The sequence below is a fragment of the Iocasia fonsfrigidae genome (genome assembly GCF_017751145.1).
GTDB lineage: Bacteria > Bacillota > Halanaerobiia > Halanaerobiales > DTU029 > Iocasia > Iocasia fonsfrigidae.
In genome coordinates, this window is the sequence record NZ_CP046640.1 from 58346 (window position 1) to 73980 (window position 15635).

The 15635-nt window shown below is 32.6% G+C and carries 23 protein-coding genes and 1 tRNA gene; 18 read left to right on the forward strand and 6 right to left on the reverse strand.

What is annotated here, in order from left to right:
• Positions 1-5: 5 nt before the first annotated feature.
• The 8 genes from GM661_RS00265 to GM661_RS00300 all read left to right on the forward strand — a co-directional run bounded on the left by GM661_RS00265 (position 6) and on the right by GM661_RS00300 (position 7371).
• The gene (locus tag GM661_RS00265) at positions 6-881 is read left to right on the forward strand and encodes a carbohydrate ABC transporter permease (protein WP_230868225.1); all 876 of its coding nucleotides are present in this window, start codon (positions 6-8) and stop codon (positions 879-881) included.
• Between the two features lie 12 nt (positions 882-893).
• Positions 894-1736, forward strand: coding sequence for a carbohydrate ABC transporter permease (locus GM661_RS00270; protein ID WP_230868226.1), 843 nt, complete (start codon positions 894-896; stop codon positions 1734-1736).
• 195 nt (positions 1737-1931) lie between these two features.
• Complete coding sequence (locus GM661_RS00275; RefSeq protein ID WP_230868227.1) at positions 1932-2903, forward strand: SIS domain-containing protein; 972 nt, start codon at positions 1932-1934, stop codon at positions 2901-2903.
• A 150-nt stretch (positions 2904-3053) separates the two neighbouring features.
• A complete protein-coding gene (locus GM661_RS00280) occupies positions 3054-3704 on the forward strand; it encodes an HAD family hydrolase (protein WP_230868228.1) in 651 nt (216 codons plus the stop codon).
• Between the two features lie 350 nt (positions 3705-4054).
• Positions 4055-5374 carry an ABC transporter substrate-binding protein gene (locus tag GM661_RS00285; RefSeq protein WP_230868229.1) on the forward strand — a complete coding sequence of 440 codons (1320 nt, stop codon included), beginning with the start codon at positions 4055-4057 and terminating at the stop codon, positions 5372-5374.
• 101 nt (positions 5375-5475) lie between these two features.
• Entirely contained in the window at positions 5476-6360 is an 885-nt protein-coding gene (locus tag GM661_RS00290) for a carbohydrate ABC transporter permease (RefSeq protein ID WP_230868230.1), read from the forward strand.
• On the forward strand, positions 6361-7209 hold the full coding sequence (locus tag GM661_RS00295; RefSeq protein WP_230868231.1) for a carbohydrate ABC transporter permease: 849 nt from the start codon (positions 6361-6363) through the stop codon (positions 7207-7209).
• Positions 7210-7283: 74 nt separating this feature from the next.
• Positions 7284-7371 (forward strand) — tRNA-Ser (locus GM661_RS00300).
• Positions 7372-7400: 29 nt separating this feature from the next.
• On the opposite strand, the gene GM661_RS00305 is transcribed toward GM661_RS00300, so the two are convergent.
• From GM661_RS00305 to GM661_RS00330, 6 genes are all read right to left on the reverse strand, one after another.
• Positions 7401-8588, reverse strand: a complete 1188-nt coding sequence (locus GM661_RS00305; protein ID WP_230868232.1) for a tyrosine-type recombinase/integrase — start codon at positions 8586-8588, stop codon at positions 7401-7403.
• A gap of 113 nt (positions 8589-8701) precedes the next feature.
• Positions 8702-8878, reverse strand: coding sequence for a hypothetical protein (locus GM661_RS00310; protein WP_230868233.1), 177 nt, complete (start codon positions 8876-8878; stop codon positions 8702-8704).
• Positions 8879-8897: 19 nt separating this feature from the next.
• Positions 8898-11033, reverse strand: a complete 2136-nt coding sequence (locus GM661_RS00315; RefSeq protein ID WP_230868234.1) for a zinc ribbon domain-containing protein — start codon at positions 11031-11033, stop codon at positions 8898-8900.
• A gap of 53 nt (positions 11034-11086) precedes the next feature.
• Positions 11087-11428 carry an ImmA/IrrE family metallo-endopeptidase gene (locus GM661_RS00320; protein ID WP_230868235.1) on the reverse strand — a complete coding sequence of 114 codons (342 nt, stop codon included), beginning with the start codon at positions 11426-11428 and terminating at the stop codon, positions 11087-11089.
• 51 nt (positions 11429-11479) lie between these two features.
• Entirely contained in the window at positions 11480-11767 is a 288-nt protein-coding gene (locus GM661_RS00325) for a hypothetical protein (protein WP_230868236.1), read from the reverse strand.
• Complete coding sequence (locus GM661_RS00330; RefSeq protein WP_230868237.1) at positions 11757-12158, reverse strand: helix-turn-helix domain-containing protein; 402 nt, start codon at positions 12156-12158, stop codon at positions 11757-11759. Before GM661_RS00330 ends, GM661_RS00325 begins: the two co-directional genes overlap by 11 nt.
• 156 nt (positions 12159-12314) lie before the next feature.
• On the opposite strand from GM661_RS00330, the gene GM661_RS00335 reads away from it, so the two are divergent.
• The 10 genes from GM661_RS00335 (at position 12315) to GM661_RS00380 (ending at position 15634) form a co-directional block, all read left to right on the forward strand.
• On the forward strand, positions 12315-12545 hold the full coding sequence (locus tag GM661_RS00335; RefSeq protein ID WP_230868238.1) for a helix-turn-helix transcriptional regulator: 231 nt from the start codon (positions 12315-12317) through the stop codon (positions 12543-12545).
• 3 nt (positions 12546-12548) lie between these two features.
• On the forward strand, positions 12549-12842 hold the full coding sequence (locus GM661_RS00340) for a hypothetical protein (RefSeq protein ID WP_230868239.1): 294 nt from the start codon (positions 12549-12551) through the stop codon (positions 12840-12842).
• A 64-nt stretch (positions 12843-12906) separates the two neighbouring features.
• Complete coding sequence (locus tag GM661_RS00345) at positions 12907-13674, forward strand: ORF6N domain-containing protein (protein ID WP_230868240.1); 768 nt, start codon at positions 12907-12909, stop codon at positions 13672-13674.
• Between the two features lie 73 nt (positions 13675-13747).
• Positions 13748-14014, forward strand: coding sequence for a hypothetical protein (locus tag GM661_RS00350; protein ID WP_230868241.1), 267 nt, complete (start codon positions 13748-13750; stop codon positions 14012-14014).
• On the forward strand, positions 13968-14294 hold the full coding sequence (locus GM661_RS00355) for a helix-turn-helix domain-containing protein (protein ID WP_230868242.1): 327 nt from the start codon (positions 13968-13970) through the stop codon (positions 14292-14294). The genes GM661_RS00350 and GM661_RS00355 overlap by 47 nt, the downstream gene beginning before the upstream one ends.
• 68 nt (positions 14295-14362) lie before the next feature.
• Complete coding sequence (locus GM661_RS00360; RefSeq protein WP_230868243.1) at positions 14363-14884, forward strand: helix-turn-helix domain-containing protein; 522 nt, start codon at positions 14363-14365, stop codon at positions 14882-14884.
• Positions 14881-15051 carry a hypothetical protein gene (locus GM661_RS00365; RefSeq protein WP_230868244.1) on the forward strand — a complete coding sequence of 57 codons (171 nt, stop codon included), beginning with the start codon at positions 14881-14883 and terminating at the stop codon, positions 15049-15051. The genes GM661_RS00360 and GM661_RS00365 overlap by 4 nt, the downstream gene beginning before the upstream one ends.
• On the forward strand, positions 15048-15194 hold the full coding sequence (locus GM661_RS00370) for a hypothetical protein (RefSeq protein ID WP_230868245.1): 147 nt from the start codon (positions 15048-15050) through the stop codon (positions 15192-15194). The genes GM661_RS00365 and GM661_RS00370 overlap by 4 nt, the downstream gene beginning before the upstream one ends.
• A gap of 46 nt (positions 15195-15240) precedes the next feature.
• Positions 15241-15378 carry a hypothetical protein gene (locus tag GM661_RS00375; RefSeq protein WP_230868246.1) on the forward strand — a complete coding sequence of 46 codons (138 nt, stop codon included), beginning with the start codon at positions 15241-15243 and terminating at the stop codon, positions 15376-15378.
• Positions 15371-15634, forward strand: coding sequence for a hypothetical protein (locus tag GM661_RS00380; RefSeq protein WP_230868247.1), 264 nt, complete (start codon positions 15371-15373; stop codon positions 15632-15634). Before GM661_RS00375 ends, GM661_RS00380 begins: the two co-directional genes overlap by 8 nt.
• Position 15635: the final 1 nt, after the last annotated feature.

Below are 15635 nucleotides of genomic sequence, written 5' to 3' on the forward strand. Positions count from 1 at the left end.
TGGCAGTGAAAAAGGGAAAATATATTCCTTGGATATTTCTAGCACCTACTTTAATCTTTATTGGAATTTTTGTCTATATCCCAATAATCGAAAATTTTTATTTTAGTTTTTTTAGAATGAATAGTTATAGTGTTAATACTGAATTCCTGGGACTAAAAAACTATCTAGACATTTTTAATGATGATGTATTTTATACAGCCATAATTAATAATTGCTGGTATGCTGTAATTTCATTAACTTGTCAAGTGGGTTTTGGTTTAATGATTGCTATCTTTGTAGAAAGCAAATTTTTAAGCAATAAAGCAAAACAATTTTTTCGCACTATTTATTTTATTCCTTCTGTTATAGCTATTACTGCTGTAGGTTTAGCCTTTTACTTTATATATAATCCTACCTTAGGATTATTAAACTCAGTAATTGAAATATTTACAGGTAGAAATTTTGATTTTGCCTGGCTTGGTAACCCGAAAACTGCAATATTTGCAATAATTGCGATGAGTCAATGGCAGTGGACTGGATATATAGCAATGTTATTAATTGTAGCTATCCAGAGAATACCAGTTGAATTATATGAGAGCGCTGATTTAGATGGGGCTAATTTTTTTCAGAAGGCTATCTATGTAACTATTCCACAAATAAGGGAAATGCTTTTGGTAGCTTCAGTAATTACTGTAATAGGTGCTTTTAAACTTTTTGCTGAAGTGTTTGTAACAACAAGAGGTGCGCCTTATGGTTCCAGTCATGTATTAGGAACTTATATGTATGAGACTGCATTTTTTCACGATAAAATGGGGTATGCAGCTGCAATAGCAGCAATAATATTTATTATTACATTTATAGCATCTATAATTCAAATTAAAATAGGAGGCAGTGAGAATTGAGGAGGCATAATTATGCATACGTTGAAAAATAATTCTAAATTTACGTTTAAAAAAACCTTAATACTAATATTTTTATCTATATTGGTTCTGATAACTCTCTTACCAATGTTCTGGGTAGTGATTAGTTCATTAAAATCAAATGCAGATTTTTTTTCGTCCCCTTTAAATTTTCCCCAAAAGCTACTTTTTAAAAATTATGTAACTGCCTGGCAAAGGGGATTATCCCAGTATTTCTTAAATAGTATTATTGTTACCACTATTTCAGTTTTTTTAACAGTTTTTATTGCTGCCAGTTGTTCTTATGCTTTGACAAGATTTAATTTCAGAGGGAAAAAAATAATTTTTTATACTATCTTAGCAGGGCTATTATTATCTCCTCAGGTTGCCTTACTTCCTTTGTATCAATTGTTAAATAATTTAAATATTTATAACACATACTTGGCTTTAATATTACCGTATGTAGGTTTTCAACTGCCATTTGTAGTATTTTTAATGAGAGCATATTTTTTATCATTCCCAAAGGAAATTGAAGAATCAGCCTATCTTGATGGATGTAATACATTTTCCGTTTTTTTTAGAATAGTGCTACCAATAAGTAAACCAATCATTGCAACAGCAGTTATAGTATCTAGTAGGTTAATCTGGAACGAGTTTTTGTTTGGATTGGTGTTTATTGATGATAAATCATTAATGACTATACCAGTAGGTTTAACGAATTTCCAAAGTGCTTTGCAGACAGATTATTCTTCTTTGATGGCTGGTATTGTTATTGCTGCCATTCCAATGATTGTTATTTTCTTATTATTACAGAAATATTTTATTAGGGGTCTAACTGCAGGTAGTGTTAAAGGATAAAAAAATATGGGAAAAGTTGAATACTAAAAACACTAAAATGGTAGTATATTTATTGTCAAAATACTGGGATAGCCCAGAAGACCGAAAAATTAAGGAGGTGTAATTGTATTCATGTATACTTATGTTTTGTTATCAGTTTTAATTAACTAAACTTAAATGTCAAAAAAATAATCTTTAATAATAGGGGGGCTTTACATGTTGCCAAAAGAGATAATTAAAGAAATCAAAGAAAAAGAAACAGATATTAAAAGTTTAATTTTTGTGGGTTGTGGGGCATCTATTGCAGATTTATATCCAGCAAAGTATTTCTTAGAAGAAAATAGCAAAGAAATTAGAGTTAGTTCATATACTGCAAATGAATTTAATTATGCAACACCAAAATCTGTTAATTCAAATTCCATTATTATTACTGCTTCTTTAGGTGGCGCTACTCCGGAAACAGTTGAAGCTACAATTAAAGCAAAAAAATTAGGGGCTTACGTTATAAGTTTAACCAAGGAAAAGGATTCTCCCTTAGCTAAGGCAAATCCAGATTATTTAATTGTTCATGGGTTTGGAAAGAATTATGCCTCTAAATTAGAAAAAATGACTATAGCCTTGCAATTAGCAGTAGAAGTTTTAAATCAATTTGAGGGATATGATGCATATCAGGAGATGTTAAATGGTTTTAATAAAATATATGATTTAATAGAAGAATCTGTGCTAAGTATTGTACCTCAGGCAAAGGAATTTGCAGCTACCTATAAAGATGAAGAAGTCGTTTACTTTATGAGTAGTGGAGCAACTCAAAATGTTGCTTATGCCACTTCTATTTGTTTATTTATGGAAATGCAGTGGATTAATTCAGGTAATTTTCATGCAGGAGAATTTTTTCATGGCCCGTTTGAGATAGTTGAGGAGGGTGTTCCTTTTGTACTTTTCATGAATGAGGGCAAAACTCGTCCCATAGATAGTAGGGCATTAACATTCCTGCAAAGATTTGATGCCAAGGTAACAGTTTTAGATGCTAAAGATTTTGGTTTATCTTCTGAAATATCAAAAGAGGTTGTTGACTATTTTAATCCAATGTTATTAACTGCAATTATGAGGGTATATGCACAACAATTAGCAGAAGCCAGAAATCATCCTTTAACTAAAAGAAGGTATATGTGGAAGTTAGAGTATTAAAATTTGAATTATAAAGTGATATTCATATATAATAAGGAGTTGCTATAGTCGATTAATTATGGTTATAAAGTTTTCTATTATTTAATCACTATAGATACTCCTTATTTTTTTAGATATAAAAAAAATTAATTTTTAGGAAGGATGTAATATATGATTAAAGCCGTAATATTTGATATGGATGGACTTATGTTTGACACAGAAAATATGTCAAAGAAATTGTGGAAAAAATTAGGGCAAAAACATGGCTATAACTTTGAAGACAGCTTTTTTGATCAAGTGATTGGTTTAGATTTATCTGCAACAATAAAGGTTTTTAAAAACACTTTTGGTTCTGATTTTCCATATGAAGAATACAAAAAAGAAAAAGATGAAATGATGATTAAAGAAATTAAAGATAGTGGTATTCCTGTTAAAATGGGATTAAAAGAAGCTATAAAATTTCTAAAAGAAAATAATACTTTAATAGCTGTTGCCTCTTCAAGTAAAAGATCTACCATAAATTTTTATTTAGAATCCGCAGATTTAAAAGATAAATTTGATTTTATAATAGGGGGTGATGAAGTAAAATGCAGTAAACCTAGTCCTGAAATTTTCTTAAAATGCTATAAAAAACTCAATTTAAAAAAAGAACAGATCTTAATCTTAGAAGATTCTATTAATGGAATAAAGGCGGCAAACAAAGCTGAAATTAAGGTAGTATTAATTCCAGATTTAGTTAAAGTTCCTTGCGAAATAGAAAAATTAACTTTTGCAAAATTAACTGATTTGACAGAAGTACCGAAATTAATAAAAAAATTTTAATGAAAAATTAACTGCTCTAAAAATGTAAGAATTACTTATCAATGAAGCATCTTCGGCTTTCTGGACATTGTTTTATGAGCATATCTAGGAATTATATAGTTTTCTAGATTGCAGGTCTTTTTGCTATAATGCTGCAAGCTGTAGTTATTCATCCAAAACTGAGACAAAAAGGATGAGGAAACTTATATTACTGTTAAAATTTAAGATTCTAGCATTTGATACGAAAAATAGTTTAAGAAAGTTAAAATTAGGCAAATTTTAAAGAAAAAATAATCTTTTGTTAACATTATTGTAATATAACTTAGTTATAATATACTCAAACAAATTGTTTGAGAGGTGGCTAAATTATTATGAGAAAGAGATTTTCATTTGTTTTGTTATTAAGTTGTTTATTTCTAAATATTTTTAGTGGGATAGTATTGGCGGAAAAAATTGAACTTAGTTTCTGGCATGCTATGGGTGGCGGAACCACAGGTGTTATTCAGAGAATGGTGGAAGATTTTAATTATACTCATCCTGATATTGAAGTGAGTGTACAGTATAAAGGTAGTTACCGAGAAACAGTGAATGCCGCTATTGCAGCTGCTCGTCAGGGTACTCCTCCTAGTGTTATACAGTCTTTCGAGGTTGGTACCAGGCAGAATGTAGATAGTGGTATTTTTGTGCCATTTGAGGATTTATTAGTTGAGGGTGAAGTAAACTGGGATGATTTTCTTGACCCGGTATTAAATTATTATAGAGTAGATGGCAAATTATATTCTATGCCTTTTAATTCTTCTAATGCGATTCTTTATTATAATAAAGATATGTTTGCTAAAGCTGGTCTTGACCCGGGAAACCCACCGACAACATTTGAAGGGATAAGGGAAGCATCCCAGCTAATAGTTGATAAGGGTTTAGCTAAAACAGGTACTACCTGGGCACTACATTCCTGGTTTTATGAAGAATGGATGGCTAATTTAGGACAAAACCTGGTGAATAAGGAAAATGGTAGGGCTGGTTTTGCTGATAATGCCTATCTCACTAGTGATAAATCTCTGCGGATTATTAAATGGTGGAAGGAATTATATGATAATGGTTTATGGGTTAATGCTGGTATTGAAAACTGGTCCCAGGCACGACAAAATTTTGTTTCTAAACAGGCGGCTATGTTGATTACTTCTACTTCCAGTGTAACCAGTTTAAGTAATGAAGGCCGGGGACAGGGGTTTGAAGTGGGAACAGCACCTATGCCGATACCAGAAGGACAGGAGAGAAATGGGGCAGTAATTGGTGGTGCTTCTCTCTGGATACTTAAAAATAAAGATGAAACCGTAGAACAGGCTGCTAAAGAATTTGTCAAATGGATGAGTCTGCCGGAAAATCAGGTAAGATGGCATAAAGCCACTGGATATTTCCCGATTAGGAAGAGTGCTGTTGATTTACTTAAACTTGAAGGATGGTTTGAGGATTATCCAAATTATAAAACAGCCTTTGAGCAGTTACAGAGCACTAAGATAGTAAGACCTACTCAGGGTGCCTTAATAGGTAGGTTTGCTGAAGTAAGAACCATAATTGAAAAAGCTGTTGAAGCGGTTTTAAATGATAATGGTAGTATTGAAGATATTATGGAACAGGCTAATAAAGATATTAAGAAATCCCTGGAAGAGTATAATAGAGTTATTAAATAACTGCTTATAAAGACACTATCCCTAAGTTAATAAAAATAAGGGAAGGAAGAATATATTTGAAACAAATATATTCTTCCTTCATTAAACAAAGGAGAATTTGGATGAATTCTAAATATAATGGTAAATTCATACCCTATCTATTATTATTACCATCTATACTGATATCATTTATTTTTTTATATTATCCAGCTGTTCAATCATTTATTTTAAGCTTATATAAAACAGCTTTTCTGGGTATAAAGAAGATTTATGTGGGCCCTGAAAATTTTTTGGAATTATTAAGTTCACGGGTGTATCTGGATAGTATTCTGATGAGCATTATTTTTGCTGGTTCAGTGGTTTTAATTGGAATTAGTGTTTCGATGTTTATTGCTATTTTATTGAATAGAGATATACCAGGTACTCAAATTTACCGTTTAGGTTTTATCTGGCCGTATGCTTTATCACCAGCGGTTGCTGGAGTAATCTTGTTATTTATGTTTAATCCTACTGCAGGTATAGTAAATTATATTACTGAAACACTATGGGGAATTAGCCCGGACTGGGTATCAAATAGTAAATTAGCTTTAGTAATGGTTATTGGGGCAGCTATCTGGAAAAACCTGGGATATAATATTGTTTTCTATCTGGCATCTTTACAAAATATACCGGATGGGGTTATGGAAGCTGCTGCTGTAGATGGTGCTAATAATGTTCAGAGATTTTTCTATATTACCTTTTCTTTTTTAAAACCAACTACTTTATTTTTAGTAATTACTAATTTGATCTATTCTTTTTTTGATACTTTTGGTATTATAGAGACCCTTACTAAAGGTGGGCCAGTTAATGCTACTAATATTATGATTTATAATCTTTATACAGATGCCTTTAAAAATTTCAAATCAGGTGTAGCTGCTGCCCAATCTATTATTTTGTTTTTTTTAGTTATGATATTTACAATTGTCCAATTTAAATGGTCTGATAAGAAAATACATTATGGAGGTTAGGTGTTTAAAGTGCTTGGATACCATTCCAAAAAACTAGTTAATTATTGTCTACATCATTTAATTTTGTTAATTTTACTATTAATAATTGCTTTTCCCTTGATATTTGCTTTAATTAAGAGTACCCAGACTATTACTGAGATTTTTACATATCCCCCTAAAATGACAATTGGTAGCGCTTTACTGGAAAATTACTTTACTGTGTGGAATGACTATAATTTAAAACAATATATTTTAAATACTGGTTTTATTGCTTTGGTAATAACAGTGGGTAAGATTATTTTATCTATCTTGGCTGCTTTTGCCTTTGTGTTTTATGATTTTTCTGCTAAAAATTTGATTTTTATCTTTGTTTTAATTACTTTGATGTTACCTATACCTGTTCGAATTGTTCCTCTTTTTGATCTTATGAAACAATTACACTGGGGGGATACCTTTTATGCCTTGATTGTTCCTTTTTTGGCCAGTGCCACAGGAACATTTTTATTCAGGCAATTTTTCAAATCATTCCCCAGCAATTTAGTTGATGCGGCAAAGGTTGATGGAGCTGGTCCAATACGATTTTTACTACAAATTTTAATACCAATGTCTCTTAATGTAATTGGAGCACTGGCTGTCATTGAGATAGTATATGTTTGGAACCAATACCTTTGGCCTTTGATTATTATCAGCACGAATAGTAAGAATGTTATTCAGGTTGGATTAAATTCCTTAATAGGCACCGCTGACCAGGGTACTGATTGGGGAATAGTTATGGCTGGGGCTGTTTTAGCACTATTGCCTCCCTTGATTTTATTTATTATTCTGCAGCAGCAGATAATACAAGGTTTTTCTCTTGGTAATGAGAAATAAATAAATTAATGGTAAACTCTGATTAGCTCTTGACAAAGCAGGGTTTATATAGTAAAATTTATAACGTGCTATATGGAGGGATGTCCGAATTGGCTAAGGAGCCGGACTTGAAATCCGGTGAAGCCGAAAGGTGTCTGGGTTCGAGTCCCAGTCCCTCCGCCATTAATATGACAAGGATGAGAACCTATCAGTTAGATAGGTTCTTTTTTTAATTTTTGAGGGTTTGTCGCCATATTGTCGCCATTTGAATTTTTTAAGGCTTTTGATATGCTGTCAACTGCTTCTTTTTTCATTTTATCAGTGACGTGCGAATAAGTATTTGCAGTAGTATTATATGTTGCATGGCCCATTATTTTTTGCAGGGTTTTCATCTTTGTCCCTTCCTGGAGGGAAAGGGTAGCAAAGGTATGTCTTAAGTCATGGAAACGGTAATTCTGGCTTATTTCAGCCTCTTTTAAGATATTATTAAATTTCTTAGTGATTCCCTGGGGGTTTCGAGGACTGCCATCGCCATAACAAAATACTAGATCATGCTTTTTATATTTTTTACCCAGCTGTAATTTTATTTCAGCCTGTTTACTTTTTAGTTTTTTTAGTATTTTTAAGACATTGTCTGGAATGCCCATCTCCCTTTTACTTGATTCAGTCTTTAGCTCTCTTAATTTCACCCCTTTATTTCTTAAATGCTGGGCCTGCTGCCTTACTTTTATTTCTCCTTTATCCCAGTTAATGTCTGACCATCTAAGTCCTAATAATTCTCCCCGTCTCATACCGGTATAGATTGCTGTTATTAATATTTCAAAGAACCAGGTCCCTTTAGCTATTTCAATTATTTTATTTATTTGTTCAGGAGAAAAGGTATTGAATTCTGGTTTTTTTACAGAAGGCGCATCAACATACTCACAGGGGTTATTCTCAATTATTTGCCATTTCGCAGCCACTTTAAGGGCACGCGATAATACTCTGTGGTGATATTGCACTGTACGAGCTGATAACCCACCTTCTCCATTAATACGGCCTTCTTTAAGCTTATAATTTTGATAACCCATGATATGTTTTGAATTAATTTCATTCATTCTTAGTTTACCTAGGGCTGGGATAAGGTGTTTTTCTACTATCATCTTATAACTAGCATAGGTCCTTGGTGCAAGGTCTGCACAATCTTCTTTTAGCCATTCTCTAAGGTGCTTCTCAAGAGTAATCTTTGATCCATCAATACTTGTCCCTTTTTTATATTCTTCAATCAATTTTGCCTCTAGTATTTTAGCCTCTTTTTTTGTTTCTGCGGTACCGTATTTCCTTTTCCTTTTACCAGTGACAGGGTCATGACCAGCTTCAACCGATATCTGCCATTTACCATTTCTTTTAATTATACTCATCATAATTCCCCTTTCACAAACATTTATTCACATAATAGACTAAAATTGAGCATAATATATACATTTGTTCGCTTTGATGTGAAAAAATATACCCCCAGGGAGGGCTATTGTGATTATGCTTCTAAGATACCTAGCATTAAAGCAAACTCATCATTTTCTCTAAGGATATTACGCATCTGCTCAATAATTTCCAGATGTTCATTTTCCTTAATGTATATTCCAAACTTGACTACCCTAAGTTTCTTAGTGATAACACTTCTTTCAGCAAAAAGTAAAATGTTATTATTCATGATGCCTCCCGGGAAAAAATTAATTTAATTCAAAATCCATAAACAAATAAAATTCGCTTTCATATTCCCCCGTCTTGTCAACTTCTAAGCTAATTGAATAATTATCATAATTCTTTTCTGCAACATATCCCCAATTTTCACGCTGGAAATTAAGCTCAGACCTTCCAATAGACCAACCATCTTCCTTGAAATCAGATACAAATTTATATAAATCTTCTCTATTATAGTTTCCTTTTCCTAGAATTGATCTCAAAGCAACATCCATAGCTTGTACAGCCTGTCTTCTTCTGGAAAGAAATTTATTTGTAGAATCTATTTCTGAAAAATCTTCAGTTAAGCCAATTGACAATCGAAATTTATTTAAATCAGGGTTATTATTTCCCAACTCATCCATAGGAGGATTATAAATTTTCATATCTACTTTAATGGAATTACCGAAAACAACACGATAAACCCCGCCGCCTGAATTTTTCCAACCAGACGCTCTTAATTTTTCTATTTCTGTTTTTTCTAATTTAAGCCACGACCACCATTTTTCATCTATTCTATTGCTGTCTATGCCTTCCGTATCTTTTTGTATATTCTCTAAGGTGTAATTCCATTTTTCAACAAAAGGATCTCTAAAATCTTCAACACCATGAATTAATTTATATAAAGCAGACGATTCCTTGTTTTGGTCTACAATGTTATCAATTTCAACCAGGCCTTTATTAGTGTAAAGAGGATTATCTGTATTGTCTTCAACCACTTCCTGTTGTATTTGCTGGTTTGCTACTTCACTAGTGTTTTTATCATCAGTGTCGACAAACCACATTAATAAAAACACCCCTAACCATATTGAAGCAATAATTTTTCCTGTATTTTTAAATTTATTAGACTTAAAAATAAAGAATATGCCTACAGGGGGAAGCATTAAGGTCAATAAAACAATTAATGTTTTTTTAAGATGGCCTCCTTTTTTAGCTCCTATTAAATATTCCTCATCATTTGTCTTTTCTACTTGAGTAGTTTTTTCTTTTTTTATGTCTTCCGCCTTTTTATATTGCCAGACTTTATTGCAATCATTGCATTTTAGTGTAATTGATTTTATAAAGGGCGTAGATATAGTAGTTACTAAGGAAATAAAAGAAAAAACATAGCCTATAGGTCTATAAATAAGAAGAAACAATATAGAAAAAATCCAAAAGCCTATTATAATATGATGATTAGGTACTTCTTTGACATTATTTGATTGACATTTAGGGCAAGGCTCCCATGTAGTTTTACTCATATTTCCCTCTTTGTTACTTTTAGCGGTTTTTTCTTTTGTGATGTTATCGGCATATATTTCTTCGTTGATATTAGAATAATTATTATTAATTTCTACATTATCCATAAAAATAAAATTATCATTTTCTAATTTAGGATATATCCCGGTAGCTACTTCTCTGAATTGTCCATTTACTTCCTTATAATTAGTAATATAGCCCCAATTTTCATTTTTAGTAGGGTTTATTTTCTGAGGAAATTTTTTAAATTTTTCTTTCACATTTTCCACATTTAAAGCTGGACAGATTTCATATTCTTTTATATTTTTCATTAACTCGTGATAAATTTTGTCTTTATTAAAAACCCACTCGTTTGAATCATTAAATTGTCCATAAGACAACCATCCGCTTTGTGCACTATATCTATTAAAAGGCATATTTAATTTTTTACAACCCCAAAAATTCATATTATAATCTTCTTCTCCAAAGCAGTATCTTTGTTGATCATATGATTCTACCTTCTCTTTATAACAATTTAAAGGCCTATAAATATCACTTTTTGAAACTGCTTTTCCATCTAAATAAAATTCGGCTGTTTTCCAGTTGGATATTAAATCCATCAAATTAAATATATAATTTATTTCTGTAAGTGGTATAGTAACGCTATGCTCTATGTCCTTGTCCTTTCCTTCTGTACTATATGAATCAAAATTACTAGCTATATCAATAGCGCGTTTATAATTTCTAGAGCTACTGTATCTAAATTTAATTGTAATGCTTTTATTTTCATCATTAGTAGTTTTTTCATTTAGTTTATCTTTAGCTATAATTGGTTTACCGCATTTTGAACAAAACTTATCATTTTCATTAACCTCATTACCACACTCTGGACAATAAATAATTATCACTCCTTTTTGTCGTATTTTATCGAAATGTGTCAAAACATATGTTCGCTAAATAATCAAAAATAATTAGCAGCTTCCATGACTGCCTTTGCAAAATCGTCTGCCTCATTTTCTATAGTAGAATACTGCATGTCCAGTCCTATGAAATAACCAACATCAGGCATGTCATAAAGTATATGCTCTACTTCATGTAAGTACACCTCCTTTTGCATTTCTGTTGAAAGATTTTTATTAATAATTATTATGTAAGAATCAAATCTAGATTTATAAACAAAGCCCCAGAGGCCTGATTTAAGAGCGTATAATCTATGAAATATATTATTAGACCGTGCTATTTGTTGTAACCCTATATAAGCCCGTTGTAACGATGTACGGATATTTTTAGCATCTTGGTTCAATCACATCACTCCCCGGTACATACCCCATTAACTAACATTTGCTTTATCTGTTTATTTATTAATTACATTTTTAATAACTTCTATATCAATTCTATTTTTAGAGGAAGTTATATTAGCCAGGCTTACATCAGAACGTATTTCTTCAATATTATTATTTATATTTTCAAGTTTTCCATTTGCTTCAGTGCGAAATTCTGATAATCCAGCTGTTTGTTCAAAAGTAGCATTTACTCTATTTTCTATTCTGTCTAACTTACTATCCATACTTTCAATTTTATTTAATATTTTCTCGAACATTTCTTGGTTATTCATTTTACTCGCTTCCTTTCTATCTCCCATTATATCTTTCTTCTTCCTCTTTCTCAAAAGTTTTGATAATCTCTATAATCTGTTTAATAGCAGCTGGGTCTAAATCACGTGTCTGTTTAAACATCAGCTGCAAATCTTCCCTTTCTTTAAGCTCGTCCCAGAAGGAGAGAAGCTCTGGATCGTCAGAAAGGGCGGCTTTAATTTTATCTGCAGGGGAACGTTCGGAAGATTCTCCTAAAAGATAATCTACTGAAACATTAAAAATCTTTGCAAGGCTTATAAGTGTCTTATTATCTATATTTCTTTTGCCTTGTTCATATAAGCCAACTGCAGCTCTAGTTATTCCTAGTTTATCTGCTACCTCTTTTTGAGTCATATTATTTTCTTCTCTTAGTTGTCTTAGTCTATTAGAAGTATCCATGGCAACCTCCTGTTTCTAATAATTAAATTATACTACAATATGTATCGTTTTTAAACTGAAGATACGAAAAGTTGCAAAAAAGTCTTGACAGATACAAATCGTTGCATTATAATATATTTAAAGAGATACGAATTGTTGCGAAAGGAGGGAATGAATTTGAGAAAAAAATTAATAAACAAAAGAAATAAAATGAAATTAACACAAGCTGAGGTGGCTAAAAAATTAGATATAACTAGAGCTTTTTATGGCCATATAGAGACCGGAAAGAGAAATCCAACTCTTAAATTAGCAAAAAAAATTGCAGATTTTTATGGAGAAAATGTTGATACACTTTTTTTTAATAAAAAGGGCAACGAATCGTATCCGGATGATCAAAACTGTGCTTAGGAGGTGAGAAAGATAGAGATAGATGGAAAGCATTACGAACAGATTATAATTACTAAAGCTAAAGCAGATCCAGAGGCAAGATTAGTTACAGCTGATGATAGGAAGGAAGTCTTAGCAATAATTTCTGATAATGAGATTGTTGAGAAGGATGGTTACGAGGTGAAGCTGGTAGCTGGTACAAAGTCTGCCGAACTGGACGGACAAGGTCCAGCACGGCAATATTATGGAGATAGTGATCATGGAAAGTACAGTAATAAAAGCTTAAAAAAATTGGTTGATGTAACCTTTCATCAATAGCACCTCCTTCCTGTTACATATTTCTACAGAAAGGAAGAAAATACCTTTAGAAAGGAGGAGATAAATGAAAAATATTGTAAAAATAAACAATCATCAATTAAGGGTTAAAAAGTTTGAAAATCAGAGAGTAGTCACCTTTAAAGATATTGATAGATTACATGAAAGACCAGAAGGTACTGCTGGTAGAAATTTTAGAGATAATCGCAAACATTTCTTTGAAGGTGAAGATTATTTTGAATTACAAGGTACAGAGGCTTATAACTTTGCGACGACGTTTAGCGTCGGTACAAATCCATCTAAGGTAAGAAATTTAATATTGATTACTGAATCAGGTTATCTACTATTGGTTAAGACTCTTCAGGATAATTTGGCCTGGCAAGTACAAAGAGAATTAGTTAATAATTATTTCCGGGTTAAAGAAATTGTACAGCCTAAAACTGAATTACAAGTTCTCCGTATGGCTATTGACCAGATAGAAGTAGCCCAGAAAACTGCCAGAGAAGCTAAACAAATAGCCCAGGATATTAGAAATACTATTTTACACCCTGATGAAGATTGGAGAAATTGGGTAAATGACCAGTTTGGCAAGATAGGTTTTATTAATGGCAACTATAGAAAGCTCAGGAAACAAAGCTATGACATATTAGAAAATAGGGCTCATTGCCGGTTAAATGTTAGATTAAGTAACCTCAGAGATAGATTGAAAGAGACTGGTGCCACTAAAACAAAGATTAGCCAGACAAATTATCTTGATGTTATTGAAGAGGATCCACGATTAAAAGAAATATATACATCTGTTGTAAAAAAGATTGTCATTAAATATTCAGCATAGAAAGGGGTGTATAAATCATACAGTCTCTATAGCTGGCGGCAATTCAGTTACTTAAGAAAGGAGGGAGTGCTAATTGAGTAAAGACTCTAAAGATTGGATAGATATAAGCTATTACCTTTATAGCGGAATCAATCAAGAAATTGACTTTCACAAAAGAAATCCAACAACTATTTCAGAGGCAGGGATAGAAAATTTGAAAAAGGCAGTGGCTATTTATTTGGAACATTGTACTCTTAGTGGAAAACACCTTGAGGAAAACTTAGAATCATTAATCGAAAAGGAGGGTGAAATAGATGGGAGTAATGGAACAGATTTTGCAACAATTGAAGGAAATGACTGAGAAGATTGATTCTCTACCAGCAGCAGCTGGGAAAGATGGAGCAGTGCTGATAGATGGAAAGGCGGCACTCACTACTAATGAGGCGAAGGAACTAACTGGAATCGGAAGGCAAAATCTAATTGATATGGCCAAAATAGGAAAGGTACCACATTTCATGAATGGTTCAGACTATAGGTTTCCGGTTAGGCCATTACTTAAGTGGATGGAAAGTGAAGCTTATCGAAACATGGAAAAGAAAAAGACTGAAAAAGAGTTCGACATAATGCGGCTTACAAGTTGATTATATCAGTCTGCAGCTAGCAAAATAATAAAATTTTGAGACAAAAATAAGAAAAGGGGTTGAGTGTTGTGACAAATGTTGGAATGCTGATTAGGCAGGAGAGGGAGAGGCGTGGTTTGAGTCAGGAACAGCTGGCTAGGATATTACATATTGATAGGTCTACTATTTCAAGGATTGAAACAAATACACAGGTTGCTACTCATGATTTACTTGAGGAAATTGTAGAGGCTTTGAGGAGCCCAAAATTAAGACTGGAAATACTGGGCGGGGCAATACCATGTATGTATCTTAATAACTTAGATTATCATCCGCTAGCAATTCAGCAGACGGCCATTAAAGAGTTAAAAGAGGCTGTTCAAGAATTAGAGAGTCTTAACTTGTTGAATAAATTACGACCTGATGATTTGACCGAAAGGGAGAAAGATAAGATGCTAAATGAGACAATGGCTAACCTACAGGATGCAAATGCATGTATAGACCTTGTGTTAATGACTCTATCAGAACAGTATGATATTAGCCTTGCTGAACTAGAAAAAATAAGCAAGAAAAGAATGATAGAAAAAGGCTATATGGTTGAGGCGGCTTCATGAAAGAAAATAGGAAAAACACTTTCTGTAATGACTGCTGTGAGGACCCGGAGACTTGTGGGAAGGACCCACTGGATTGCATGAAAGAGAAAGATGCTGAATTGTATTTCAGGCTATATGATGGCGGTGGAATTGGTTCATATGCTAGCACTAAGGGGGTAGTGGCATGAAATATCCTAAGTATGTGTATAAGCGAATTAATGGGGAAGAGTCTTACTTTGGACTATGCAGGAAGACAATCGCTGATATGATGGATAGAAATAAAAAAGACTCAACTGATGGCACAGCTGAGTCGACTAGAAAAATATCCTAATCCCAGTATAACATACTGGACCAGAAAATTGAAGGGGGAAGGTTTGATGACTGGCAAAAGGAAGTGTAAAGATTGCCGCTGGTTTGATAGATGTAAATGGTTAATAGGGGCTAAAGATGATTGGTTAGAATGCGATTGGTACCCTTCTAGATGGAGCCCTAAGAAGGAGGAAAATGATGTTTGATAAATTGAAAAAGATTTTCAGACAGGATTCTATTAAAGAGCAGGTAGAAAAGTTGAAGAAAGCTATAGATAAAAAATATAGTACCAGCACACAAATAGATATCTATATGTTTGGAGATGAAGAGAAAGCCAAGCTTATAGCAGAAGGATTTTCGCGTGATTTTGGTGTTGCAATCACTAGTATTAGTAGTAAAAGTGTTGACTGGTACGAAATTGGCCTTGAAGAACAGAGAATTAAGGTTACTGTATTCCACTAAG